Origin of the sequence: Shewanella sp. GD04112, assembly GCF_029835735.1 — a bacterium.
GTDB lineage: Bacteria > Pseudomonadota > Gammaproteobacteria > Enterobacterales > Shewanellaceae > Shewanella.
This window is the reverse complement of record NZ_JAOEAL010000001.1, coordinates 1975781-2002197: the sequence shown is the minus strand read 5'-3', so window position 1 is coordinate 2002197 and position 26417 is coordinate 1975781. Positions and strand designations below refer to the sequence as shown.

Genomic DNA, 26417 nt, shown 5'->3' with positions numbered 1-26417 from the left:
CAGTCACAGAACTAATGACGGAGCAAATTCAACCATTCTTGGGAATTGGCCAAAATAAATTGATACACGCTGCCATCATCCAAGGTGATTTTTATCGCATCAGAAGTCACTGGTAAAATGCCGCCGCCCTTACCCCAACAGGATTCAACCTTGGTGATAGCCTTTCTTTGCAGTTGATATGGCCCAAGTCCTAAGGTTTTATTGTAGGGGGAAAAACAAACCATCTGATCGGTGACAGTTAACTGGCCATCGGCTCGTGCCACACCATCTTGCGCCGTCGCGATAGCAGATCTGATTAGGTTTTCTTGCATAGCTTCACTCCATTGAATAGTGCTAACAGCATAATTTCCAATCTACCAAACACTGCGGCTATGTCAAGTTTAAGGGCAATCCTGTCATCTGCGACCAGTGTGACCTAATTTGTCCCAAATCACGCTCAGTTATGCCTACACGGCGAATACATTCGCTCAGCATTGATAATAAACAATTGACCAAAAATCAAACTGTTCACCTTTGGCGGCGCACCAATCCGGAAAAGGCTCATCCCCAGCAAGCGTGGAATACTCCTCCCAGCAATTAACCATCGACAGGTAATAATCATGCCTGTTTTGCAGCCTTGATTTACGCTCAATCGTCGGTAATCGCGCGATTAATGCTTGTGCTAACGCTAGCGAGTCTTTTGCCCGTGATATATCACCTAGCAACACAGATTCCGATAGATGGTGGGTCTGAAAATCGACACTGTTTAAATGAGACAACGCGACTTGAGTGAGGCAAATTTCATCGCTAGGCTCGAGCGCTAACGCTCTTTCATAGGAATCGGTATCCTCGCCAATAAAGCCTAACCATTTGTGGGGGATGGGATTATTTGGCTCATCTAACGTCCATTGGGTGAGCACGCCTTTTAGTAGAACTATGAGGGGATAAGCGAGTAACTGGTGTGTTTCACTGTGCCCAAAACCTAAGGAGGATAGCTCCTCTGCGATGTGCCTCTGCTCTGCCAAGGACAGGCTCTTACAGTGCGACACGAATTGGTTTACCGTCGCAATCGCTTGCTTCTTTAGCCCTTGCTCTTTTTGCAGGCAATATTGACCAAAAAGTTCATAGCCCTTCAAGGCTGAATACTGAGTCCCTATCGCCTTTAATCCTTCAAAGTTATCACTATTCCAGTAGTTCATATAGGTGTTTAAGTTAAGCGCTTGAGTTAAGAGTTTAAGTTAAGCGCTTGAGTTAGGAGTTTAAGTTAGGTGCTTGAGCTGCGTTGTCTTCAGCCGCAAGGTATTGGCTGCAGTCAGTAAAAACATAAGTCTTAAGAGCAGATTGTAATCGCCAAGCCCACCTGGAACCACATGATTTACCATTAAGCTGTTAACTATCCAAGGTTTTATCTCAACTTGCTCAACTTTATCACTTCTATTGAGCAGGGCATCAGAATAATAAAGGGCCTTGCGGCCCTTTATTCGATGTTAACCTAACAAGATGATTATTGGATTTCTTGCTTGGCGAGTGCGCGGTCAAGTTTGGCGCGCTCAACCTCAGGAGAGGTTTTAACCGCTTGGATTAAACCGAGCAGATCTGTGCCCTCTTCGGCAGCAAGCAACAATAAATTGTTGTTATTTTGCCAATCTACTTTTAGACCATGGGCCTTAGCAAAATCGGCAGCCGACACACCAGGTTTTAACTTAACCACTAATTTACCGGTCATTTCGGCAAAGGCCTTACCCGATTGGGTCACCACTTTTTGCCCTTTGACCAACTGCTTAGCCTGCTTAACCCCTGACTCAGTTTTTACAAAGTAAGGAGTATCCAAACCTAAAAACTCGGCACGGCTAACCTGAACACCTTTAGACTCGGTTTGGGGCTCAGTAAATTCGACTTTGTCATGCGCCATCGCCTGCACCGACAGTGAAAGGGCCACAGCCACTAACGATAAATTTAACGCTTTCATTGATTACTCCTTAAGATGCAGACTTGGCAGCATGGCCATGGAAACGAATTGACCAACCTTTCAGCTTGCCATCGGCTTCGTTAGGGATAGAGATATAGCCTTGATCGTATTTAACAAATCGGTAGCTACCGCTATTCACATCAATCAGCTTGATTGTCCATTCACCCTTTGATGATTCGCCATAGAAGGCATTCGATAACATAGGTGTTGCATCGTAGCCAGTAACGAGATCTTCAGGGTTATTTTTGTCCATTACACCTTGGTAAACTAAACCGTTATAAGGTGTCATCAACACACTCTTAGTGCCCGAAGGTGAAATCAGCTCGACCGCTAAATCAGGTAGACGCAGGTGGTCGGCCGTCAGCTCAATTTGCACGGCTTCAATCACTAAATCGTCTGCAACCACTTGGGTATCAGTCACACCATTAATATCCGCATCAGGAATCGCCTTAGTGAGCTCGGGGCTTGCTTGCCACTCAGTGACCACATAGTCACCTAAATCTTCGGCATAGGATTTAGCCAGTTTAACGGCTTCGGTAAGATCCACACGACCAAAACCATAGAGGTTATGGAAAGAGAACCCGGCCGCGTTTTGCAACCAGCCTGGGATAGCCGTATACACTGGAGCGGCTTCGCCCTCACCTATGGTCACCGTTTTCGGCGCAATATCCGCATCCACTTTGGTTGCTGTCTTGGCGAGAATATAGCGAACATCACGCCAAGAGAGATCTGGATTCGCACTCATGATCACCGCCACTGCACCCGAGGTATTTGGCGCCGCAGACGAGGTACCGTTCATGGTCGATGTGTAATCACAGTTAGGATTTAATGGGTTTAAACCACCGTGGAATGGTGTGCTTGGTCTATCTTCTGCAATCGCGGAACCATTCTCACAACCCATACGGTCGGTGGTCACAATCGCTGGATCGTCATCACCATATTCACCACCCGGTGCGGTGACGAAAATGTTCGAACCCACGGATGAGTAGCTAGAAAGCTCGCCCTTAGCGTTAATTGCGCTGACCACTAAGTTATAAACGTTAGCATTGTCAGAGGACATGTTGGAGTTATGGAAAGGTAAGCCATGGTTAGCTGGATTTTCCGCCGTTGCAGTGAAGTAATCCCCTGGCAACCAGAAGGTACGGTAACGGTAGTAGTTATAGCCGTTGCCAGCAGATTTCACGAAAATACTGCCTTTACCATCGAAACTTTGCGTTGCAATATCTTGATAAACTTCGGTTTCATCCTCATCAAAACCATGGGGGAATGGCACACTGTAGCCATAGCTTTGGTTAAAGACTCGCGCGCTATCACTATAGGCACTGGCACCATGTGATTTAGCAAAGTTTTCAAATGTTTGAACGTTCTCGACTTTACCCGTTGGATCTTGATCTAAAAAGTTAAAGCCGATCAACTTAGCCTTAGGTGCAACACCCCGACCGCCGATACCATTCCAGCCCTCGGCCGCAATAATCCCACCAACGGCAGTACCGTGGCCCGATTCACCCGAGAAAGGCGTTGGGTCCACTGTGCCGGTAATCAAATTGTAAGAACCGCCATTAACCGTGTTGTTCATCAAATCTGGGTGCGCAATCTCTAAGCCATCGTCCACCACTGCAACGGTAATGCCCTGTCCCATGGCTTGAGCAGACATAGCCCCGCTTACATTCATATCTTCACCGGCAACACCGCGATGAGCCGCAAAGGCATTCTGTCCAGTGTTTTTTAAATGCCATTGGTAGGTAAAGAGTGGATCGCCATGCTTGATATTGATTGTCAGATTGGCTTCAGCCTGTAATTGGCCGTCGGATACTTTAAACCGAACCACTTCGGTGCCTTCACTGGCATCGGATGCATAGGTAAATTCGCCAGTGTTTTTATTCACTAGCGTAAAGGTGCCCAATTTAAGATCGGCCGGGTCAACCAATGAATAAGTCAAACCACCTTCGGCATCACTCGCTTCCAGTTTTCCAGTAAACAGAATTGACTGTGACACATCAACAGTCATATCCGCCGTGGTCGGGGCTGTATTCACTTTAGGCACAGGTGCCGGAGCCTTCTTATCATCGCTCCCACAGCCAGCCAATAAGGCCGCCGTGATGCTCAATGCAACAATGGACATACGCATAGTAGACATTCCTTCTTGTCATTACTTATCGCAACTTAATTTGGTGTGATAATTGTGATTAATCTTATTCCGCATTAAGTTCTGTTATTTTAGTTATTCCCTATGATTCCCGATAAAACACAAGCACCAAATAGGAAGCAAAGATTTAACACAGAAGAAATAATTGTGAAAAGAAATATAAATAGAATGGCAGACCGATTAAATATGGATGGTTATTTTATCGACAAAACATGAAAGAAATCAGGATAAACAAAAAAATAAACGAAGAAACATAAAGATTAAACAAAACAACAAATTATATGGGATTTAATTATCTACTTTTTACAGTACGATAAATCATTAAATACACATACTTTTTTACATTTTTAAATTTTCAAACTCTTTGCCGGTGTTACATTTAAAGAATTAACCATTCTATAAATGCAGTAAATATTACAAATTAGCATCACAGAATTAACATTAATACAACATTATTATTTGTGAAAATAATTCTAGGCAATAAAAAAGCCCCTATTTAGGGGCCTTTGTACAATTTATTTAGAGTTTGATTAATACCCTGTTTGGGGCACTCCAATCTAAATGATATTTCTCGCCAGCGGGCTTATCTAAGCGCTCAAAGGTATGGGCACCGAAAAAGTCCCTTTGACCTTGAAGCAAGTTTGCTGGCAGGGTCTCGCAGCGGTAACTGTCGTAATAGGCCAATGCCGAGCTAATACAAGGCACGGGGATCCCTTGCATCACAGCCGCCGCCACCGCACTGCGCCACTCGGTTTGTTTTTCCGACAAGGCAGTTGCAAAGGTGTCGGCCATCAATAAACAGCTTAAGTCCGCATCCGCTTGATAAGCTTGAGTGATAGATTGCAAGAAGGTGGCACGAATAATACAACCCGCACGCCAAATCTTCGCGATTTCAGCAAAATCGAGCTGCCATTTTTGCTCCTGCGCCGTCATCGCCATCAATTGGAAGCCCTGGGCGTAGCAACACACTTTAGCGCAATAGAGCGCACTCTCTAAGGCATCGATTAAGACGGCTTTTTGAGCATCATCCATCGCCACAGAGGCAGGACCTGCAAGCTTTTTACTGAGCTCAACACGGAGGGATTTTTGGGTGCTCACCGCGCGCGCATAAACCGCTTCGGCAATGGTGGGAGCCGGACAACCCATTTGCAAACTGCTCACCGCAGTCCAAAGGCCTGTGCCCTTTTGCCCTGCTTTATCGAGGATCATCTCAACTAATGGCTGACCGGTTAGCGGATCCGCCTGTTTGAGCACCTCGGCGCTGATCCCCATCAGATAGCTGTTTAAACTGCCCTTATTCCAGCGTTCAAACACCTCACCCACTTGTGCTGCACTCATGCCTAAGCCGTCGTGCATTAACTGATAGGCTTCGCAAATCAGCTGCATATCGGCGTATTCAATCCCGTTATGCACCATTTTCACATAATGTCCGGCGCCAGCAGGACCAATATAGGTCGTGCAAGGCTCACCTTCGGTCACGGGATTACCCGGCTCAAAACGCTCAATTGGCAGCCCTGTTTGAGGATCAACCTTAGCGGCAATGGCCTTCCAAATCGGCGCAACATGCTGCCAAGCCCCAAGATCGCCACTTGGCATTAATGAAGGGCCAAAACGAGCACCCACTTCTCCGCCCGAAACCGCCGAGCTGAAGAAGATAAATTTCCCTTGGTAACGCTTTTCGCGCTCAACGGTATCCGTCCAAAGACTGTTGCCCGTATCGATAACGATGTCGTCCGCTTCGATACCGGCAGAAATCAAGGCATGACATACCCCATCCACAGGCGCCCCCGCAGGGACAGACAGCACGAGAATACGGGGTTGAGCGAGGCTTGCTAACATTTCTGAAAGATTAGCACAGCCTGTAATACGCAGATCCTGTCCTACACGTTCTTGTTTTTCTTGCTGTAAAACACCGTTGACTTTAACAGGATCGAGGTCGAAGGCACTGACGCGATATTGATTGTCGGCAATGTTTAGCGCGAGGTTTTTGCCCATCACGCCAAGGCCAATCACGCCAATGTCATTAAGATTGCTGTGGTTTTGCATTATATAATTCCCACGGGTCACAGAGGTTAGAAATAACCAATTTGGAGGTGTAATTATATCGGGCTTTGTAACTTAATTACCAGAGACAATAGACGATGCATACGATTGGCAATCTCGATTACCGTCTAAGATGCGTTGTTTTTTCAGGAGAATATTCCTAGATTTCATCAAACATCTTTACCAATCGTATACATCTGAGGCAAGCGCTTCCTTGGGGAAGTGAATTGATTAATGAGCGAGTTTTAAACCGAGTACGCCAAGCAAAATGAGGATTAAACTGACGATTTTCAGCAGGCTCACCCCTTCACCTAAGAGAATAATGCCCGCAATCGCGGTGCCCATGGCACCGATGCCGACCCAAACCCCATAGGCCGTACCTATCGGCAGCTGTTTAACCGCCAGCCCCAATAGCAGCACACTCACCGTCATGGAGAACACAGTAAAGACGCTCGGCCAGAGGCGGCTAAATCCGTCGGTGTACTTAAGCCCGATGGCCCAACCAATTTCAAATAGCCCAGCAAGAATTAATAGAAACCAGCTCATAGAGAACTCCCATACGGGGTCGTCCCCAAATTGATATCGGCGTATTTAGGGTCGTCCCTAAGCCGTTGTGAAGTATGTTTACATCAAATGTTTATTTAGATCGAAAGTTTGCTCGGTTCTAAAGCATAGAGGCAGACAAAGGTGCCTAATTAGAAAGCTAAGATCCTATGTCCTAAACGCCCGATGCCAAAGCAGAACCTTTAGGATGCGGGCTAGACTAACAAATAGTGACATCTAAGAGCAAGCCTTGGACTTCAGCCCTTTTCGCAAAATAAAAGCGATAGCCTGATGAGACTGTACTCATCAGACTATCGCTCTAGCACTTATTTTTGTCCGCTCACCACAGCCTTGTCACATTAACCCACGAGAGCATCGGCATAACCCATGCGGGTTAAGGTCGTGCGGACTAAATCGAGGGTCTGCGGATCTTCAATGGTCGCTGGCGCCGTATATTGCTGATTATCGGCAATTTTACGCATAGTGCCGCGCAGGATTTTGCCCGAGCGGGTTTTCGGCAGCTTTTGAATCGCACTCACTAACCTAAAGGACGCGACGGGACCAATTTCTTGCCGAACGAGAGCAATTAACTGTTTATGCAGCTCCTCGTCCGTAATGGTCACGCCCTTTTTCAGCACTACTAAGCCCAGGGGCACTTGGCCTTTGAGTTTGTCATCGACACCAATCACGGCCGCTTCGGCCACATCGGGATGCTGACAAAGTACCTCTTCAAACCGCCCGGTGGAGAGACGATGGCCGGCTACGTTAATAATGTCATCGATACGGCTCATGATATACAGATAGCCATCTTCATCCATGTAACCCGCATCCCCCGTAAGGTAATAGCCTGGATACATAGATAAGTAACTGTCTTGATAGCGTTTATTATTTTGCCAGAGCGTAGTGAGTGTGCCCGGTGGCAGCGGCAATTTGATGACCACATTGCCTGAGACATTCGCCGCCACTTTGGCGCCCAGTTCATCGACCACATCGACCTCATATCCAGGGACGGGTCGACCGGGCGATCCCGCTTTAACCGCAATCGGTGCTACGCCCATCAGGTTTGCCGCCACAGGCCAGCCCGTTTCGGTTTGCCACCAATGGTCGATAACGGGTTTATGCAGTTTGGCTTCAGCCCAATGCAAGGTATCGGGATCGCAACGCTCCCCTGCTAAAAAGACATTCTTCAAACAGTTTAAATCAACACCTTGGATAAATTCGCCATCGGGATCCTCGCGCTTAATGGCGCGGATCGCCGTGGGCGCAGTGAAAAAACTTTTGACTCGATACTTAGCAATCGTGCGCCAAAAGGCGCCGGGATCCGGCGTGCCTACGGGTTTTCCTTCGTATAACAAGGTCGTCGCCCCGACAAGCAGCGGACCATAGACGATATAGGAGTGTCCCACAACCCAGCCCACATCCGATGCCGCCCAAAACACATCCCCTTGGGCAATATCATAAATATTGGCCATGGACCAAGCCAATGCCACCGCATGGCCGCCATTGTCCCGCACCACGCCCTTGGGTTGACCCGTGGTCCCTGAGGTATAAAGCACATACAAGGGATCGGTGGCTTTTACCGTCACACAATCGGCACTGTCGCAAGTACATAAGGCGGTTTGCCAGTCCTTATCGCGCCCCGCTTGCATCTGCGCCTCATATTGGGGGCGATTTAAAATCAAGCAGTGCTCAACTTTGTGCACCGCTTCATTTAATGCTTTGTCCAGTAAGGGTTTATAGGGCACCACGCCCGAAGGCTCAATCCCGCAGGAGGCCGACATTACCAACTTTGGCTTAGCATCATTGATCCGGGTCGCCAGCTCATTGGCCGCAAATCCGCCGAAGACTACCGAATGAATAGCGCCAATGCGCGCGCAGGCAAGCATGGCATAGGCAGTCTCGGGCACCATGGGCATGTAGATGACGACACGGTCTCCCTTATTCACGCCAACACTTTGCAAATAGCCAGCAAGCCTTGCCACTTGAGCCTGCAACTCTCGGTAAGTAATGCTGTATTCAGTTTCCGTCACAGGGCTCACGTAATGAATAGCAATTTGCTCACCACGCCCCGCCAACACATGTCTATCCACCGCGTTGTAGCAAGTGTTTAACTCGCCATCGCTAAACCAGTGATAAAACGGTGCCTCGCTTTCATCTAATATTTGTTTGCTCGGCGTAACCCAGTCTAAGGCCTTGGCGGCTTGTTGCCAAAATGCCTGTTTATTCGCAATAGATGTCCGATGTAATTGTTGTCCAACATCTGTCATAAGGCCTCCCATCATGACACTCACCCGTGTCACCACAGATGAAACTCTCCCCTTCCTTCCCAAATCGATTATGACCTGCCGCGCGCTATTCCCCCATTAGACTAAGGGATATAGCCGCTAAAATTGTTAAACATGTTGGATTATTGTGCTTATCCATTGCTGTACATAATGATTCCACATAATCTTATGTTTTAATGGAATTTTTCATGGAAAGAAAATGCATTATGATGCGCTTTAATCGCTTTAAACCCACCTTACTCCTGGTCCTCAGTCTCGTTAGCGCGAACGGCATTGCGTCAACTCAGCAGCTAGAGACCTTACTCGAACCCTTATCTATTGGTGAACGAGCCAAGGTCGACAATACTCAGATTATTAGCGCCAAGCTACTGTCGCGGGTCTACCAAGTGCGTCAATATCAGCCGCTCTGGCAAGATAAAGACTACGCGGGCACTATGCTCGATGTGATAAAAAGTGCCGATGATGAAGGATTGTCGAAGGAAGATTATCACTACTCCAAGCTAGTCGAACTTTACCAACAGCTCAGTGTCTCGAATTGGCAGGATGAATACCACAGTAATGTATTTGAAGTGCTGCTAAGCGATGGGATCATCACCTACGCCATTCATTTACTGAATGGCAAAGTGAACCCCAGCATGCTCGGCAAAACCTGGAATTATGATGAAACCCATCTCGATTTCGACACCACATTAAAGCAGCTCGAAGAACATATTAAAGCGCACACTGTGGCTGACGCTATTGCAGGCTTAGCACCTAAGATTGCGCCCTATCATCAGCTAAAACAGTATCTTGCCCAGTACAAAGACTTAGCGGCACGCTATCCCTTTAGCCCGATTCCCTATACGGAAGTCATCAAACCGGGTAGTATTTCCCCCTCGGTACAAGGCATTGCCACACGGCTAACAGAGTTAGGTTACATAGCGGCAAGTGCGCCGGCGGACAATAGCGCCGTCGTGAGCCAGCCCTTAACATACGACAGCACGCTTGAAGCCGCGGTGCGTCAATTCCAAACTGACCATAGTCTTAAAGCCGATGGTGTGATTGGTGCGGGCACTATGGCGGCGCTCAATGTGCCCTACTCGCAACGGGTCGATCAGATCCGTATTAACCTTGAGCGTGCGCGCTGGTTATCGGCAAACTTGCCCGCCAATTATCTTATCGTCAACTTGGCAGGTTACGAGCTGTTACTCTTTAAAGACAACAGCTTAAGCTGGCGAACCGACATTATCATCGGCAAAATTAACGCTAAAACACCGCTGTTTAAATCCAAGCTAAAATACCTGGTTGTCAATCCCACTTGGACTGTGCCCCGCAGCATCTCCACTGAGATCATCAATCACTTACGTAAAGATCCCGATTATTTACAGAAGAAACACTTTAAAGTGGTCGAAGGCTCGGGCACGCCCGTGGATGCAAGCGGTATCGATTGGCACAGTATGACCGGCAAAAACTTTCCCTACTGGTTTGTGCAGGACCCGGGTGAAGATAACTCACTGGGTTTAGTTAAGTTTATCTTCCCTAACCAATACTCGATTTATCTGCACGATACGCCAGCTAAAAATCTGTTTGAACAAACGGATAGGGCCTTCAGTCATGGCTGTATTCGAGTCAAAGATCCACTCGTACTGGCGGATAAATTGCTGAGTGCCAATGCCAATTGGTCAAGTAACACGCTCAGTAGCAAATTGAGTGAGGGAAAAACGGAAAACCTGTTCTTAGATGAACCCTTAGACATTTTGATCATGTATTGGACCGTCACCTTAAAGGACGGGAAAATCAAGTTTTACAATGACGTATACAAACGGGATCCGGTACTTATCGAGGCGTTAAACCGCCCAACCTATGAGGGTGTGTTAGCCGATGATGGTTTGCTCAACACCATGGAGTAAGCGCCGATAATCGCGGCATTTGATACAAGTTGTTTGCTCAATCCACAGCGCTGCGTTGCCCAATAGCAAGACGAGGGCAGCGCGGCACGTCCCCGCTTCACCAGAGCCTTTACGTCTCGCGCTTACATCAATAATATCAATAGTTTGAACTGAAGCCGCTCGAGCGAGTGGCAACAAGAATTGACAAAAAAATCAGACTAACCACGCCGCAATCTTTACCTTTACGTAAACTTCATATATCTTGCATAAAAATGATTAACTAAGGTGCCTGAATGAGCGCAACTAACACGCCACAAACGACTTATTCGATCAGTGATCTCTCTAAAGAGTTTGATATCACGACCCGAAGCATTCGTTTTTACGAAGACCAAGGCTTACTTAAGCCAAAACGTCGCGGTCAAACCCGTATTTACAGTCTCAAAGACAGGGTTCGACTCAAACTTATCCTGCGCGGCAAGCGCCTTGGGTTTTCTCTCGCAGAAACCCGTCGCCTGTTCGAACTCTACGATGCTGACAAAAGCAGCACCACTCAGCTCAATACCATGCTTGCCCTAGTGGAAGAGAAAAAATCCGCACTGCAGCAGCAAATGGACGACATTAAAGTGGTACTGATGGAGCTGAATTCAGCCGAGCAACAATGCCGCCTCGCCCTAGAAGAAAGCAAGGCCAAGGCCTAATTCCTTCGAGGGTTGCGAGCATAGCATTAATCAACACCTCAGTTGGTACGACCGCGTGACAGGGATAAATCACGCACTGTAAGACGGTTTTAAAGACTCAAGCACCTAATAATCATAAAAATATAAATTAGAACCTAAGATAGGACACAAGCAATGAACTCACTCTACACCAGTCTCAATTTTGGCCTAGGCGAAGAAGTCGATATGCTGCGCGATGCGGTGCAAGATTTCGCTAAACACGAAATCGCCCCCATTGCCGCTAAAGTCGACCACGACAACGCCTTCCCTAACGAAATTTGGCCCGTGCTCGGTGGAATGGGGCTCTTAGGTGTTACTGTGCCTGAGGAATACGGCGGAGCAAACATGGGCTATCTTGCCCACGTGGTCGCTATGGAAGAGATTTCCCGCGCCTCGGCCTCTATCGGATTAAGTTACGGCGCCCACTCTAACCTGTGCGTCAATCAAATTAACCGCAACGGTAATGCAGAGCAAAAAGCCAAGTACCTACCAAAGCTGGTCAGCGGTGAACATATCGGCGCTCTGGCAATGAGTGAGCCCAATGCAGGGTCAGATGTGGTTTCTATGAAGCTGCATGCCCGTAAAGAAGGCGACCGCTATATCCTCAATGGCAACAAAATGTGGATCACCAACGGTCCCGATGCCAATACCTATGTCATTTATGCCAAAACCGACTTAACCAAAGGCGCACACGGCATCACGGCCTTTATCGTTGAGCGTGGTTTTAAAGGTTTCAGCCAAGCGCAAAAACTCGACAAACTGGGGATGCGCGGTTCAAACACTTGTGAACTGGTGTTTGAAGATGTCGAAGTGCCAGAGGAAAACATTCTCGGCGGCCTCAACAATGGCGTCAAAGTGCTGATGAGCGGCTTAGATTACGAGCGCGTCGTGCTGTCAGGCGGCCCACTGGGGATCATGAACGCCTGTATGGACATCGTCGTGCCTTATATCCACGAGCGTGAGCAATTTGGTAAATCCATCGGTGAATTCCAATTAGTACAAGGCAAATTAGCCGATATGTACACCGGCATGAACGCCGCTAAAGCCTATGTGTATAGCGTGGCGAAATCCTGCGATCGCGGTGAAACCACCCGCAAAGACGCAGCGGGCGCCATTCTTTACAGCGCGGAGCTGGCGACCAAAATGGCACTGGATGCCATTCAATTGCTCGGCGGTAACGGTTACGTCAACGAGTATGCCACTGGCCGCTTACTGCGCGATGCCAAACTCTATGAGATCGGTGCTGGCACCTCAGAAATTCGCCGTATGCTGATTGGCCGTGAGCTCTTTAACGAATCGAAATAAGCAGCCAAGGGCGAGCGGCGCATGACGAGCTTTAGCCTTTCATGCCCCTCGCCCAGCGAGCCAACTGATACTGAGTTACCGCTTTATAAGGACAATCAAAGTGACGCAATTAAGCAGTCGTATCAACGCCCGTAGCGATGAATTTAAAGCCAAATCCGACGATATGGCCGCCCTCGTGGCCGATCTCAAAACCAAACTCGCCAAAATTGAACTCGGCGGCGGCCCCGTTGCCCTAGAGCGCCATTTGGCCCGCGGTAAACTCCTGCCCCGTCAACGGGTTGAGAAACTCCTCGACGCAGGTTCGCCCTTTTTAGAATTGTCGCAATTTGCGGCATTTGAAGTCTATGACGAAGAAGTGCCCGCCGCAGGGATTATCGCCGGTATCGGCCGAGTGAGCGGCGTAGAATGCATGATTATCGCCAACGATGCCACGGTCAAAGGCGGCACTTACTACCCTATCACGGTCAAAAAACACTTAAGGGCACAGGAGATTGCCAGCCGCTGTCATCTGCCCTGTATCTATTTAGTCGACTCGGGCGGCGCTAACTTGCCCCGTCAGGATGAAGTGTTCCCCGATCGCGACCATTTCGGCCGGATTTTTTACAACCAAGCGCAAATGTCTGCCAAGGGTATTCCGCAAATTGCGGTGGTGATGGGTCTGTGTACCGCGGGCGGCGCCTATGTCCCTGCCATGGCCGATGAATCTATTATCGTTAAAGAACAAGGCACTATCTTCTTAGCGGGTCCGCCGTTAGTGAAAGCTGCGACCGGTGAAGAAGTCAGCGCCGAAGAACTCGGCGGCGCCGACGTACACACTAAAATTTCAGGTGTTGCGGATCACTTAGCCCAAAACGATGAGCATGCCTTAGAGCTTGCCCGCCGCGCAGTGCTGCGTCTGAATCATCAAAAACAAATCAACAGTTTACTGAGCCCGGTTAAGCCACCTAAGTTTGATATCAGCGAACTCTACGGCATCGTCGGCACCGATCTGAAAAAGCCCTTCGATGTGAAAGAAGTGATCGCCCGCATCGTCGACGACTCCGATTTCGATGAGTTTAAGGCCAACTATGGCGCAACCCTAGTTTGTGGTTTTGCCCGTATTCACGGCTATCCCGTGGGGATTGTGGCTAACAACGGCATTTTATTCTCAGAATCTGCCCAAAAAGGCGCGCACTTTATCGAGCTGTGCTGCCAGCGCAAGATCCCGCTGCTGTTCCTGCAAAACATCACCGGCTTTATGGTGGGTAAAAAGTACGAACACGAAGGTATCGCTAAGCACGGCGCCAAGATGGTAACCGCAGTCTCCTGCGCCAATGTACCTAAATTCACTGTGATTATCGGTGGCAGCTACGGCGCGGGTAACTACGGTATGTGCGGCCGCGCCTTCGAACCAACCATGATGTGGATGTGGCCCAATGCGCGCATCTCTGTAATGGGTGGCGAGCAAGCCGCTGGCGTATTAGCGACAGTGCGCCGCGACGGTTTAGCCCGTAAAGGTGAAGAATGGTCTGCTGAGGATGAAAAAGCCTTTAAAGCACCGATTATTGCCCAATACGATAAAGAGGGTCATCCCTACCATGCCAGCGCCCGCCTGTGGGATGACGGCATTATCGACCCGGCGCAAACCCGTGATGTGGTGGGCCTTGCCCTGTCAGCCGCATTAAATGCCCCTATCGAAGACACCCGCTTCGGCGTCTTCCGTATGTAACGCATCTTGCGATGCCTTACGTATCACTCATAGAGGGAATTACAATGACTGACACACAACACCAGACCACTAGCACTCAATCCTTAGCTCATTTGCAGCACGCCTTAGGCCATTTGCAACATGTAAGTTACGCGCTGAATAATGGCGTGGGCGAGTTAATCCTTAACCGCGCTGAAGTGCACAACGCCTTCGATGAGGTGATGATCAGCGAAATGATCGCTGTCCTCGGTTATTTTGCCGAGCACAAAGACTGCAAACTCTTGGTATTAAAAGCCAATGGCAAAAACTTCAGCGCAGGCGCCGACTTAAACTGGATGCGCAAACAAGCCAAGATGGATTTTGATCAAAACCTGAATGACGCCAAGGCGCTGGCTAAGCTGATGCAGGATTTAGATACCTTTCCAAAACCCACTATCGCCTTAGTCCAAGGGGCAGCTTTTGGCGGCGCGCTTGGGTTAATTTGCGCCAGTGATATTGCCATCGCCACCGAGCGCACAAGTTTCTGCCTAAGCGAAGTCAAACTTGGGCTGATCCCTGCGGTGATTAGCCCCTACGTTGCCCGCGCCATGGGTAATCGCGCCTCACGCCGCTATATGCTGACCGCGGAGCGTTTTGATGCGCAAACGGCGCTCAAACTCAATGTTATCCATGAGATAAACGACGATTTAGCGGCCGCAGCAAAGCCCATTATCACCGCGCTACAGGCCAACAGTCCGCAGGGTATGGCATGGGTAAAGACCCTACTCGCCCGCCTCGAAGATGGCGTGATAGACCAAGATACGATTGATTACACCAGCGAGCGCATCGCCCGCATTCGGGTATCTGATGAAGGCCAAGAAGGTTTAAACGCCTTTTTTGAGAAACGTCAGCCGAACTGGCACACGCCAACAGATACTCAAGGAGTTCTTTGATGTTGACTAACAGCATGTTCACTAAGCTTTTAATTGCTAACCGTGGTGAAATTGCCTGCCGCATTATCAAAACCGCGCAGGCCATGGGCGTTCGCACCGTTGCTTTATATTCCGATGCCGATAAAAACGCCCGCCATGTTGCCATGGCTGACGAATCGTTTTACTTAGGTGGCAGCGCCCCTGCGGATTCTTACCTCAAGGGCGACTTGATTATTGAAATCGCCAAAAAAGCTCAGGCGCAAGCCATTCACCCAGGTTATGGCTTCTTATCGGAAAACGCCGACTTTGCCCGCAAGTGTGAGGCGGCCGGAATCGTGTTTGTTGGCCCTGGCAGCGATGCTATCGATGCTATGGGTAGCAAGAGCGCCGCCAAAGCTATTATGACGGCGGCGCAAGTGCCTTTAGTGCCGGGTTACCATGGCGACGATCAAACCGACGCCACCCTCAAGGCCGAAGCCTTAAAAATCGGCTTCCCGATGCTGATTAAAGCCGCCTACGGTGGCGGTGGCAAAGGCATGCGTATCGTTGAGCATGAAGGCGAAATCATGGACGCCATCAACTCGGCGCGCCGTGAAGCGGCCTCCTCCTTCGGTAACGATAAGTTATTGATGGAGCGTTATTTACGCCAGCCTCGCCATGTCGAAGTCCAAGTGTTTGCCGATACCTTTGGCAATGCGATTTACTTATCGGATCGCGACTGTTCGATTCAGCGCCGCCATCAAAAAGTGGTCGAAGAAGCACCAGCACCCGGTTTAAGTGATGAACTGCGCGCCCAAATGGGTGAAGCCGCCGTAGCGGCCGCCAAGGCCATCGATTATGTCGGCGCGGGAACCGTTGAATTCCTGTTAGATACCGACAATAGCTTCTACTTTATGGAGATGAATACCCGTCTGCAGGTAGAGCATCCTGTGACCGAAATGGTGACGGGTCAAGACTTAGTCAAATGGCAGTTAATGGTCGCCAGTGGTCAACCTTTACCGCTCAAACAGGACGAAGTGCGTATCCATGGACACGCCTTTGAGGTGCGTATTTACGCCGAAGATCCGCAAAATGAGTTTTTACCCGCCAGCGGTAAGCTCAATTTCCTGCGCGAGCCCGAGCAAAGCAAATACGTGCGTATCGATTCCGGCATCCGTGAAAACGATGTGATCAGTAACTTCTACGATCCTATGATAGCCAAGCTCATCGTGTGGGATGAGTCGCGTCCACGTGCGCTACAGCGTCTAGTGCATGCCCTCGAGTCCTACCAAATCAGCGGGCTTAAGCACAATATTGAATTTTTGGCGAATATTGCCGAGCATCCTGCCTTTGCCAAGGCGGATTTTAGCACCGACTTTATCAACCGTTACGGCGACGCGCTGATTGGCAGTGCTTCGAGCGAAACCGATACAGCTATCGCTTTTGCCGCGCTGTATCAAGTACTTGCCCGTAAAGAAGCCGCCAAGGCACAGGCCATTAACAGCGCCGATCCTTACTCGCCTTGGGGCCAAGTCAGTGGCTTTAGACTCAACAGTGTCAGCCAGCATACTATTGCCCTGCTCGACGATGCCCACGAGTTACAACAATTAGTGCTATTAGACTTTGGCGATCACTACCAATTATCCCAAGCCGCAGCAGAGGGCCAAGTGAGCAAGTCCCTGAGTGGTGAGCTTAAGCAGGATTTACTGTTAGCCGAAATCAACGGCCACAAGAGTAAAGTACCTGTCAGCGCTCAGGGCGATGATTTTACGCTGTTTTTACCCTCAGGCAGTTATCACTTCAGGGCGGTAAAAACCCAAGTGGTTGAGGCCGAATCCAGCAATGAAGATAAACTCAAGGCCCCGATGAACGGCACAGTCGTGACCCACTTAGTGGAAGTCGGTGCTGAGGTGAAGGCGGGACAAGGACTACTGGTGATGGAAGCGATGAAGATGGAATACACCATCGAAGCGCCCTTCGACGGTATTGTTACCGAGTTCTACTTCAAGGCGGGCGAGTTAGTGAGCGATGGCGCCGTGCTGCTCCATGTTGAGCCCAAAGCCCAGAGCGAGGAAGCCTAAATGTCTGCGCTGGATCTTACGAACTTAAGCTCGACCTCGGTAAGCGCCAGCTCGGATAGGGTTAGCTTATTCGAGATGGGGCCACGTGATGGCTTGCAGAATGAAGCCGCCGTCCCAACACAGGCCAAAGTCGCCTTGATTGAATCCCTCGCCGATGCGGGCGTGAAGCGAATTGAAGCAGGCAGCTTTGTGTCACCCAAATGGGTGCCACAAATGGCCGATAGTGGCGAAGTATTGCGCCAAATTCGCCGTCAAGCGGGCGTGGTTTACAGCGCCCTCACCCCCAATGTCAAAGGTTTAGAGCTGGCGCTGGATGCAAAAGCTTCCGAAGTCGCTATCTTTGGTGCGGCGTCACAAAGCTTTAGCCAACGCAATATCAACTGTTCGATTGAAGAGTCGATTGAACGCTTTATCCCGTTGATGGACATAGCAAAAGCCGCCAATATCCCAGTGCGTGGCTATGTGTCCTGCGTTTTAGGTTGCCCCTATGAAGGGGAAATCGCGGCGAGCGAAGTGGCAAGAGTGTCTGAAATCCTTTACAAAATGGGCTGTTACGAAATTTCGCTCGGCGACACTATCGGTGTAGGCACGCCGTTAAAAGCCCGTAAAATGCTGCAAGCCGTGATGGAGCGAGTCCCGGTTGAACAGCTCGCCCTGCACTTCCACGACACCTATGGCCAAGCATTAGCCAATATTACCGCCTGCCTCGACTTAGGTGTGCGCAGCTTTGATGCCTCAGTGGCGGGCCTAGGTGGTTGCCCGTATGCAAAAGGCGCATCGGGCAATCTAGCGAGTGAAGACTTGGTCTATATGCTCCACGGGCTCGGTTTGAAGACAGGTATCGATTTAGAAAAACTGGCATTAGCGGGTTTTGGGATCAGCAAACAATTAAATCGTCTTAATGGCTCTAAAGTCGCCAATGCAATCTTGCAGGGCGCTAAAGCCTAGACTCAAGCGTCGAGGCGCTAAACATACCTAGCGCCTTGGGGACTGAATAACAGTAAAAGGACATCAAAATGGCAGGACTCAATAAAGTCGTCAGCAGCTATGAAGAAGCGTTAGCAGGTTTATCCGATGATATGACCATTATGGTTGGCGGTTTTGGCCTGTGTGGTATTCCTGAAGGCTTAATCAATCAAATGGTTAAGATGGGCGTTAAGGGCTTAACCGCCATTTCAAACAACGCTGGTGTGGATGATTTCGGTCTGGGCTTATTGTTAAAACATCGCCAGATTTCGACCATGATCGCCTCCTACGTAGGTGAGAACGCCACCTTCGAACAGCAAATGCTCTCGGGCGAACTGAATGTGATTTTAACGCCACAGGGCACGCTGGCGGAAAAAATCCGCGCGGGCGGCGCAGGTATTCCAGCATTCTTTACCGCCACAGGCTACGGTACCCCCGTGGCGGAAGGTAAAGAAACCCGTGAAATCAAAGGCCGTCACTATGTGTTAGAAGAATCTCTGACCGCCGATTTTGCCCTCGTTCGCGCTTGGAAGGCCGATACTATGGGTAACTTAGTGTTCCGCAAAACCGCCGCTAACTTTAACCCTATGATGGCGACTGCGGGCAAAATCACGGTAGTAGAAGCCGAGTTTATTGTAGAGCCGGGCGAGCTCGATCCTGATCATATCCATACTCCCGGCATTTATGTTGATCGCGTCATCCAAGGCAAGTTCGAGAAACGTATCGAGCAGCGCACGGTAAAAGCGGCGAAATAAGAAACGCGAACGATTAACAACGCAAGCTAAAGCGACAGAGTCTTAGCTCAAACTAGAGCCCCAAGTAAAAGCACAAAAAATTGAGGCCAATAGCGGCTCTAGGTAAAGGAAGGATAAAGATCATGGCATTATCAAGAGAACAACTGGCACAGCGCGTTGCCAAAGAATTACAAGACGGCTACTACGTCAACCTCGGTATTGGCATTCCCACGCTCGTGGCCAACTACATTCCCGCAGGCATGGAAGTGATGCTGCAATCGGAAAATGGCCTGCTCGGCATGGGTGAGTTTCCGACGGAAGAAACCATAGATCCGGATTTAATCAACGCCGGCAAACAAACCGTTACCGCGGTAAAAGGTGCCTCGTTTTTCTCCTCCGCCGAAAGCTTTGCCATGATCCGTGGCGGCCATGTGGACTTAACCGTACTCGGCGCCTTTGAGGTCGATGTGAATGGTTCCATCGCCTCATGGATGATCCCAGGCAAGCTTATCAAGGGCATGGGCGGCGCAATGGATTTAGTTGCGGGTGCGGAAAATATTATCGTGACTATGATGCACGCCGATAAGTACGGCAACTCTAAGCTGTTACCCGTGTGTGAATTGCCCCTCACAGGCTACGGCTGTATCAAACGTGTTGTTACCGATTTAGCCTTTATCGAGATTAAAGACGGCGCCTTCCATCTGTTAGAACGCGCCCCCGGTGTCAGCGTTGAAGAAATTGTTAGCAAAACCGCTGGCAAATTAATCGTGCCAGACCATGTACCAGAGATGGTGTTTTAAGCGTTTTTAAACCTAAGTATTAATGACGTCTTAGCTCCTAGCGTTCGATGCATTAACTTATTTGATTCAAGTAAGCCCAGAATATAAATCTGGGCTTTTTACTACTTTGCTTAATCCATTGAACCTGACGAGTGCAACAGCACTTATGCTCTGGCGACACGCCGTAAACCTACCCTTGGGGGCTCAACGAAAAAATCCCTTTTTTCGATGGTCGCCAACGCATCAGCGCTGTTTGCTGCAATGCTCTACGTATTCCCCCCTGCTTTACAAATCGTGTGCATGGGTGACTTGTATAGCCGTTTTACTTCACGGTTAGCCACCTTATATGCAGTTAAGGTAAACTCGCCGCAGCCTAAATACTAAGGATGCTCAAGTTGTTAGCTAAATATCTTAATGTTGGTGAGAAATAAGTCTCATACTAAACTGTCAATTAACCCTGCTCGAACCGTTTAAGATTAAACGTGGCCAAAAATACAGATTCATATTAGTTGCTACTACCAACTCCAAACCAAGCTACAACTGAGTATTAAAGTATCGCACTCGTTGTAACTCACTTCGGGACATTTCCGAGTTTAAGCCTTAACTCTAACTCGTCAGTTTCGGATAAAAATTTCTATGGATTAACGCCAAGTACTATGGCAGTTTGTAAGTTGCATGTTGCTTCGCCTTGTTTGCCTTTAGTCGTGATAGAAAGCCTCAGACACATAGAAATCGCAGAAAGATTTGATATCTTCCTTATTGTCGGACTCAATAGCTCTGGCTCGCAGTTTATAGCCACGCACAATTCGGCTGTTGTTTTCAATGGCGAACTGAATCATCAAATCATTGCTGCTTAAATCAAGCTTCTCTAATTCAGATTTAGCTGACTCCGCATTACTTTCAGTGAAAAAACTTTCCTTTATTTGCATATCTGGCTCAATACGCAATTCTCTATGTTCGCACAGCAATTTCTCTTCAGTAGCTTCCGCATAAAGAGAGAACAAGATGGCTATGACAGCTAAAAACTTCATCACAGTTCCTTAGGCATAACGCCCGCAGCACAGGCAAAAATGTAGCGCAGCGGAGTTTTTGTCCTTGTGCCTGCGTTTGTTAGGCGCTATTCGTGTTGCAAATAGAACCATTCTATTTCGTCCATTATTAGATCACCCGGGTCATCGCCCCTTTCTTTGATATAAAGCATCTCTTCCAGTTTATCTTTTGTTATAAATAGGATCACTTTTCCTTCTTCAGAAAAAATCGTATTTCTCTTGATGTGGGCCTGGCTTTCAGGCTCCTTGTTCGAACAGATTATTCCGAGGCGGCCCATAGCCTTATTGAGGTAATTCCTAGTCTGATTTACTTCTTCCTTTCCTATCTCAGTTTTGTCGTAGTTCTTAAACTCAAATAGTATTAACCTAGCCTCAAGTTCTCGATATATTTTTGCCCAAACATTGTCTCCCAGATCCTGTCTATTCGGGAAAACGGCATCCCTCCTGTCGATTCCCGAATACGATCTTGGTTGTATTTTGGGTTGTGATAAAGGGGGCACAAAAAGAAACGTCAGTATTTCTGTGCAGATTTCCTCGAATTCTGACCAGCCTTCTCTACCTGGAGGAACGGCACTTAACCGCGTTACCATGTCGGCGATCTGTGTCATTGATCACCTCTACCACCAAAAAATCTTTCGACCAATTGGGGGTATTTCAATATAAGTTGCTTTAACTTAACCCCGTCAACAACAGTAATAGAAGTTCTCTTTTCTTTTTCATTATATTCCAACCACTCACGAGCTGTTGATGTCAGCTGGCCATTGGTTATCAATACACCGTTTACATCCAAGCTTCTATCTTCTAGATAGTAGCTTAGCTGTTTAAGAGAACTAATGTCGGCACGCGAATTCTTATTGTATTTTACTTCTATTGCCCAGTAGATATAGCTGATACCACCGAAAGGGTTTCGTGTTTTTGTTTTTGCGGAGATATCAAAACCCATATCTCGACCAAAATGCTGATGTTCGATATCGAAGAACCTTAATTTTCTTAGAAGCTCTACTATTAGAAGCTCAAAATCCATCGGGTCCAAAATATCGAAATTTACTTTCGGCAAGTTTGAAAGATAAGTAACAAGTTTCTCAATAGACTTTTCTGAGTACTCTTTGATAGAGCTGCTATAACTTTGATTTTCGATAAAGAACGAAACCTGATCATTCAAGGAAGGTAAGAACCTCCGCCTCCCTAAGTAAACAGGAATCACAAGAATATTCCGGCTTTTCAGCTTATATCTTATATTTTTATTTATCTCGCGATGAATCCATTTGCTCTCGTAATCATGCTCAGGCATCAACAGCAATACAACATCTGACGATTCCACGTTGTAAAGAACATGGTGCAACCATTCTTCAGCAAGCTCAGCCTCAAAAATATCATAGACAGGGTTCAGCCCATGACTACGAAGCCTCTCCGCTAAATCATCGGCAAATTCCCTCTCACTGTATGTGCTCGAAATAAATATTCTATTCATTAATTACTCATTGTGATGTATTGATCTCGCCTAACGCCGCCAGCACGCGCGTCTTTGTAGTGAAGGCGGAACCGCAACGAAAAAGACGTCGCTGTGCCTGGCCTTGTTAGCCATTGAATGCACTTAGGCCAATAGGTGCAAACCTGCAACGCTGCTGACTCCGATAGCCCATATTGTTTCAAAAGCAGAGCTTAAAAAAATACGAGTACGAGCAGTTAATGTTTTTACCATAGACACCTCCTTATCACTGTTGTCGTTGGCCAAAGGAACCAGACGGATACTTACGTAACGCAGCAAAATTAATAGCAGGGCTATGGAGCCAACAATCGTCAGGGGAATTGAACCCCCACCTATTACCCCTATTGGACTAAATGCACTCTCCTCTTTATAACTTCGTAGCTCGTCAGCCTGCCCCGATTGGTGCGTTGCAAACCGGACAATGGCGAAAACGGGGGTTGACCCGTGTGGTAGATGATTTTTTGCGTTTCGAGTCCCAGCAACCCGGGCAATACAAGCCGTCATCCCCTTCGAACTGGTAGCACCCCCATTTTCTCCCCGTAGGTTTTTCGTCAGCTGGCAATGCTGTTTTCTTCAATAAAGCATTCTCTTCTTGAAGCGCGGCAATCTGCTCCTTGAGCGATGCAGCTTCTAGCTTCAGATCTGCAAGTTCGCCTGACAAGTCTGCAAGCAACCCTTTGAACTCAGCATCTTCGATATTCTTTGAAATCTCTCGCAAACGCTTAGCCAGCGTTATTGATGTACTTATCGTTGTAATGATGTCCACTAATTACTCCGTTTTAACTGGCTAACTATCGCCTAAACGGCGAGCAACTTGTTGCGAGTCCTGCGGCCGAAGGCCGCATTGTTTAAGGCGCTTGTTATGAGTTGTTTTGCAGCAGGATTGTTTCACTGAAATCACTCTTGAATGCATCCAATTCATAAGGCTCGCCTGCTTTATCAAGGTACAACGAAAATAGCACTGGTTTTCCATCATCATCTATCAGTTCAAACTCTGCACAAGCTGCACCAAATCTCCGCTCAGAATGATTGATTCCAATCTTTAAGCTGCCCATCCTGCCATCATCCATTGATTCCACTAATAATGATTTTGCGTCATACGGTAGTTCTGCACGCACAAATAGTTCATTTAGGATTTGAGCTTCAACGGTCGTTGGGGTTCGCATATTCAAAACTCATAACATGTTATTCGTGCGCATGCGCGTTTACCTTGTTAGACCAGTGAAAACGCGCACGGTTAACTATCTGTATGTAAAGAACTTATCAGCTTTCTGCCAAATACACCATCTGGAAAAACGCGCATGCGCGTTTTCCAAACCTATTAACTAAAATTCAGTTACTATATTCACCTGATTTTATAGAGTTTTATTTATTGCGGATGGAATTAGTGCGCACTGATTTTGTCTCAAAATCATACCAAAACACCTAAATTTAAATACGACTGTATACCCATACATTGTTAGCCGATTTCTGGTAAGGCCAAACATAGGCAAATAGATAAGAATATGTATGGCAGCAGGTATGGGAATTTTCGATTGAGCTAACGAGCCGAAACACGGAATGGGGCAAAAGCTTTTAGCCAGATGAATAGTTCAATGGTCGTTAAAATTGCCATTGTTGCAACAGTGACCGTTGGCGGCATGGATGCCGCCGTCGAGCCTATAGGGACATATTCACGGCGTGTCACTGGGGAAACAATGACAATTCATCCTACACACCTGACGACAAACTTATCTCGCTTTGGGGCATAATGGGTTTAGAAATAGCAGCGTACCTATGAGCTCGCTGCCATTTTAATATGAGACTTTATTACCTCCCCACTCTTAATAAACGCAGTCACAAACATATGGGTGATTATGTTGCAACCACAGGGAACGGCGGATTGAAGATGCGGCCGATGACGTGTTAACCCACACATTAACCAGAATACAAACGAGAGGACAAAGGATGTACCAGATTGCGATTGTGATATTTGATGAATTTACCGATATCGATTTCTTTTTAATGCGCGATATTCTCGGCCGCACAACAACCGATTGGACAGTCAAAGTGCTAGGCACCCAACCTAGCCACAGGTCGAGTTTGGGCATGACGGTAGAAACCCATGGTCATGTCGCGCAAGTCGCCGATGCTGACGTGGTATTATTCAGCAGTGGCTACAAAGGCGTACCTGGCGCACTTGCCGATTCTGAGTTTATGTCGGCCCTTAAATTAGATCCCTCGCGGCAATTACTTGGCAGTATCTGTGCGGGCTCATTCTTCTTTGCCAAGTTAGGCTTACTCGACAATATTTCGGCGACGACGCATCCCGATGCCAAACCCGCATTGGTGGCCATGGGGGTGGAGGTGGAAGACTGCGCTCTGGTGATCAATGGCAATATTGCCACTGCGGGAGGTTGTCTGTCCTCACTCTATTTAACGGGTTGGGTAGCGGAGCGTTTATTTGACAGTACAAAGCGCCGCGAAATTCATCGGCAACTGATCCCAGCTGGCCAAGCCGATGTTTTTGACGCTTTAATCGAATCCTCGATTGCCTCAGCGATTCGCTAACACAGCTCCTCAGGATAAAAGGCCTTCAATAATGACACTCAAAGCACTACTCAATCAGTTAAAAACCGAGCACAAGCTCACCAGCGCAGCCGAACTGGCAGCGCTATTGGCGCAAGATGAAGCGCTAGTCCAGCAGATCAAACAGGCGGATGCGCAGTATTGGGTCAACTTTAGCAAGCAGACCTTTGATGGTTGGTACTGCATCGCTACGCCATCGAATGCCAGCTACCATGTGTACTATCAAGAGCGTGGGCAACATTGCTGGGAAGAAGAAGTATTTAGCAATCAGTACTTGGCCATAGCCACCGCGATATTTGCTTCAGGACTGTTCCATGCTGAATAAAGGCATCAGTGCTAAGTCTTAATAATATTTGATAAATCTAGCGGCATAACAATTAATGCCAAGGCTTTATGCCTAAACCCGATTCAAACCCCGTAACAAAGCCATCAATCTGCCGCCACTTACTATATTGATGGCTTTTCATCTAAATCACTTACTGTTAAGGTGATGTTTTTATAAGCAATTGACGTTCAACTTCTACACGTCAATGGCAGCGGAGCATTCACTATGGATTGGTTACTGATCGCCCTCGCTGGCTTGCTCGGCGGCATGTTAAATGCGGTGGCGGGTGGTGGCAGCTTTATCACCTTATTTGCCCTTGTGTTTGTGGGCGTACCGCCACTGTTGGCTAACGCGACGGGCACTGCCGCCCTGCTCCCCGGCTACCTTGCCAGTGCCTGGCGTTTTCGAAAAGAGATTGAATATCCTGCAAATCTTAATCTAAAAACCCTGTGCCTGATCGCCATTGCGGGCGGATGCCTAGGCGCGGCGATTCTGCTAAGCACCAGCGAGCAAGTGTTCGCTAATCTCGTCCCTTGGCTGATTTTGCTGGCCACACTCGCCTTTATTGGTGGACCTTGGTTACTGAAAAAACGCTTAGCGAATGCCAGTATCACCCGTGAGAATACCGTCAAGCCACTGACAGCAATGATGATTCTCTTCATCGTTTGTATTTACGGCGGCTATTTTAACGGGGGATTAGGGATTATTTTACTCGCCACCTTTGGGTTACTCGGCCAAACCCAATTACATGGGATGAACGGGCTTAAAAATTTACTCTCCGCCCTACTCACCACCATTGCCGTGGTGATTTACGCCCTAGGTAATCTGATTGACGGGCAATATCTATTACTGCTTGCCATTATGGCGATTATTGGCGGCTATCTTGGCGCCGCGCTGGCTTATCGCATACCTCAATCCCTGTTGCGGGGTTTTATTGTGCTTGTCGGTTTCGCCATGAGTGTGGGATTTTTTATGCGTTAACCCCTTTGCGTTAG

The 26417-nt window shown here is 48.1% G+C and carries 24 protein-coding genes; 12 read left to right on the top strand and 12 right to left on the bottom strand.

Going from position 1 to position 26417, the window contains the following annotated elements:
- Positions 1–11: 11 nt before the first annotated feature.
- The 7 genes from N7386_RS08990 to N7386_RS08960 form a co-directional block, all read right to left on the bottom strand.
- Positions 12–311 carry a hypothetical protein gene (locus N7386_RS08990; RefSeq protein WP_164717939.1) on the bottom strand — a complete coding sequence of 100 codons (300 nt, stop codon included), beginning with the start codon at positions 309–311 and terminating at the stop codon, positions 12–14.
- 156 nt (positions 312–467) lie between these two features.
- A complete protein-coding gene (locus tag N7386_RS08985) occupies positions 468–1178 on the bottom strand; it encodes a hypothetical protein (RefSeq protein WP_126512976.1) in 711 nt (236 codons plus the stop codon).
- A 305-nt stretch (positions 1179–1483) separates the two neighbouring features.
- Positions 1484–1948: a hypothetical protein gene (locus N7386_RS08980; RefSeq protein WP_086904426.1), complete on the bottom strand. Its 465-nt coding sequence runs from the start codon at positions 1946–1948 to the stop codon at positions 1484–1486.
- A 10-nt stretch (positions 1949–1958) separates the two neighbouring features.
- Entirely contained in the window at positions 1959–4076 is a 2118-nt protein-coding gene (locus N7386_RS08975; RefSeq protein WP_086904425.1) for a S8 family serine peptidase, read from the bottom strand.
- Between the two features lie 537 nt (positions 4077–4613).
- Positions 4614–6140, bottom strand: a complete 1527-nt coding sequence (gndA, locus tag N7386_RS08970) for an NADP-dependent phosphogluconate dehydrogenase (RefSeq protein WP_086904424.1) — start codon at positions 6138–6140, stop codon at positions 4614–4616.
- 228 nt (positions 6141–6368) lie between these two features.
- Entirely contained in the window at positions 6369–6683 is a 315-nt protein-coding gene (gene sugE / locus N7386_RS08965) for a quaternary ammonium compound efflux SMR transporter SugE (protein WP_011625939.1), read from the bottom strand.
- Between the two features lie 356 nt (positions 6684–7039).
- Positions 7040–8947, bottom strand: coding sequence for a propionyl-CoA synthetase (locus N7386_RS08960; protein ID WP_279768067.1), 1908 nt, complete (start codon positions 8945–8947; stop codon positions 7040–7042).
- A gap of 206 nt (positions 8948–9153) precedes the next feature.
- Between N7386_RS08960 and N7386_RS08955 the strand changes: the two genes are divergently transcribed.
- The 9 genes from N7386_RS08955 (at position 9154) to N7386_RS08915 (ending at position 20012) form a co-directional block, all read left to right on the top strand.
- Positions 9154–10854: a L,D-transpeptidase family protein gene (locus N7386_RS08955; protein WP_279768065.1), complete on the top strand. Its 1701-nt coding sequence runs from the start codon at positions 9154–9156 to the stop codon at positions 10852–10854.
- Between the two features lie 272 nt (positions 10855–11126).
- Positions 11127–11531 carry a MerR family DNA-binding transcriptional regulator gene (locus N7386_RS08950; protein ID WP_011623082.1) on the top strand — a complete coding sequence of 135 codons (405 nt, stop codon included), beginning with the start codon at positions 11127–11129 and terminating at the stop codon, positions 11529–11531.
- 153 nt (positions 11532–11684) lie between these two features.
- The gene (locus tag N7386_RS08945; protein WP_011716702.1) at positions 11685–12854 is read left to right on the top strand and encodes an isovaleryl-CoA dehydrogenase; all 1170 of its coding nucleotides are present in this window, start codon (positions 11685–11687) and stop codon (positions 12852–12854) included.
- 100 nt (positions 12855–12954) lie between these two features.
- Positions 12955–14562 carry a carboxyl transferase domain-containing protein gene (locus N7386_RS08940; RefSeq protein ID WP_109287974.1) on the top strand — a complete coding sequence of 536 codons (1608 nt, stop codon included), beginning with the start codon at positions 12955–12957 and terminating at the stop codon, positions 14560–14562.
- A gap of 44 nt (positions 14563–14606) precedes the next feature.
- Positions 14607–15473, top strand: a complete 867-nt coding sequence (locus tag N7386_RS08935; protein ID WP_279768062.1) for an enoyl-CoA hydratase-related protein — start codon at positions 14607–14609, stop codon at positions 15471–15473.
- Positions 15473–17512 (top strand): acetyl/propionyl/methylcrotonyl-CoA carboxylase subunit alpha, encoded by a 2040-nt coding sequence (locus N7386_RS08930; RefSeq protein WP_086904420.1) that lies wholly within the window; start codon positions 15473–15475, stop codon positions 17510–17512. Before N7386_RS08935 ends, N7386_RS08930 begins: the two co-directional genes overlap by 1 nt.
- Positions 17513–18460 (top strand): hydroxymethylglutaryl-CoA lyase, encoded by a 948-nt coding sequence (locus tag N7386_RS08925; RefSeq protein ID WP_086904419.1) that lies wholly within the window; start codon positions 17513–17515, stop codon positions 18458–18460. It abuts the gene before it with no gap.
- A 68-nt stretch (positions 18461–18528) separates the two neighbouring features.
- The gene (locus N7386_RS08920; RefSeq protein WP_011623088.1) at positions 18529–19233 is read left to right on the top strand and encodes a CoA transferase subunit A; all 705 of its coding nucleotides are present in this window, start codon (positions 18529–18531) and stop codon (positions 19231–19233) included.
- Between the two features lie 122 nt (positions 19234–19355).
- Positions 19356–20012, top strand: coding sequence for a 3-oxoacid CoA-transferase subunit B (locus N7386_RS08915; RefSeq protein WP_011623089.1), 657 nt, complete (start codon positions 19356–19358; stop codon positions 20010–20012).
- A gap of 677 nt (positions 20013–20689) precedes the next feature.
- Here the strand turns inward: N7386_RS08915 and N7386_RS08910 are convergent.
- From N7386_RS08910 to N7386_RS08890, 5 genes are all read right to left on the bottom strand, one after another.
- The gene (locus tag N7386_RS08910) at positions 20690–21022 is read right to left on the bottom strand and encodes a hypothetical protein (protein ID WP_279768059.1); all 333 of its coding nucleotides are present in this window, start codon (positions 21020–21022) and stop codon (positions 20690–20692) included.
- An 86-nt stretch (positions 21023–21108) separates the two neighbouring features.
- The gene (locus N7386_RS08905) at positions 21109–21648 is read right to left on the bottom strand and encodes a hypothetical protein (RefSeq protein ID WP_279768057.1); all 540 of its coding nucleotides are present in this window, start codon (positions 21646–21648) and stop codon (positions 21109–21111) included.
- Entirely contained in the window at positions 21645–22511 is an 867-nt protein-coding gene (locus tag N7386_RS08900) for a TIR domain-containing protein (protein ID WP_279768055.1), read from the bottom strand. Before N7386_RS08900 ends, N7386_RS08905 begins: the two co-directional genes overlap by 4 nt.
- 403 nt (positions 22512–22914) lie before the next feature.
- Positions 22915–23295 carry a hypothetical protein gene (locus tag N7386_RS08895; protein WP_279768053.1) on the bottom strand — a complete coding sequence of 127 codons (381 nt, stop codon included), beginning with the start codon at positions 23293–23295 and terminating at the stop codon, positions 22915–22917.
- Between the two features lie 94 nt (positions 23296–23389).
- Positions 23390–23695, bottom strand: coding sequence for a hypothetical protein (locus tag N7386_RS08890; protein ID WP_279768052.1), 306 nt, complete (start codon positions 23693–23695; stop codon positions 23390–23392).
- A gap of 781 nt (positions 23696–24476) precedes the next feature.
- On the opposite strand from N7386_RS08890, the gene N7386_RS08885 reads away from it, so the two are divergent.
- From N7386_RS08885 to N7386_RS08875, 3 genes are all read left to right on the top strand, one after another.
- Positions 24477–25079, top strand: a complete 603-nt coding sequence (locus N7386_RS08885) for a DJ-1/PfpI family protein (RefSeq protein ID WP_279768049.1) — start codon at positions 24477–24479, stop codon at positions 25077–25079.
- A gap of 31 nt (positions 25080–25110) precedes the next feature.
- The gene (locus N7386_RS08880) at positions 25111–25422 is read left to right on the top strand and encodes a cytoplasmic protein (RefSeq protein WP_279768047.1); all 312 of its coding nucleotides are present in this window, start codon (positions 25111–25113) and stop codon (positions 25420–25422) included.
- A 225-nt stretch (positions 25423–25647) separates the two neighbouring features.
- A complete protein-coding gene (locus N7386_RS08875) occupies positions 25648–26403 on the top strand; it encodes a sulfite exporter TauE/SafE family protein (RefSeq protein WP_279768045.1) in 756 nt (251 codons plus the stop codon).
- The last annotated feature ends 14 nt before the right edge of the window (positions 26404–26417 follow it).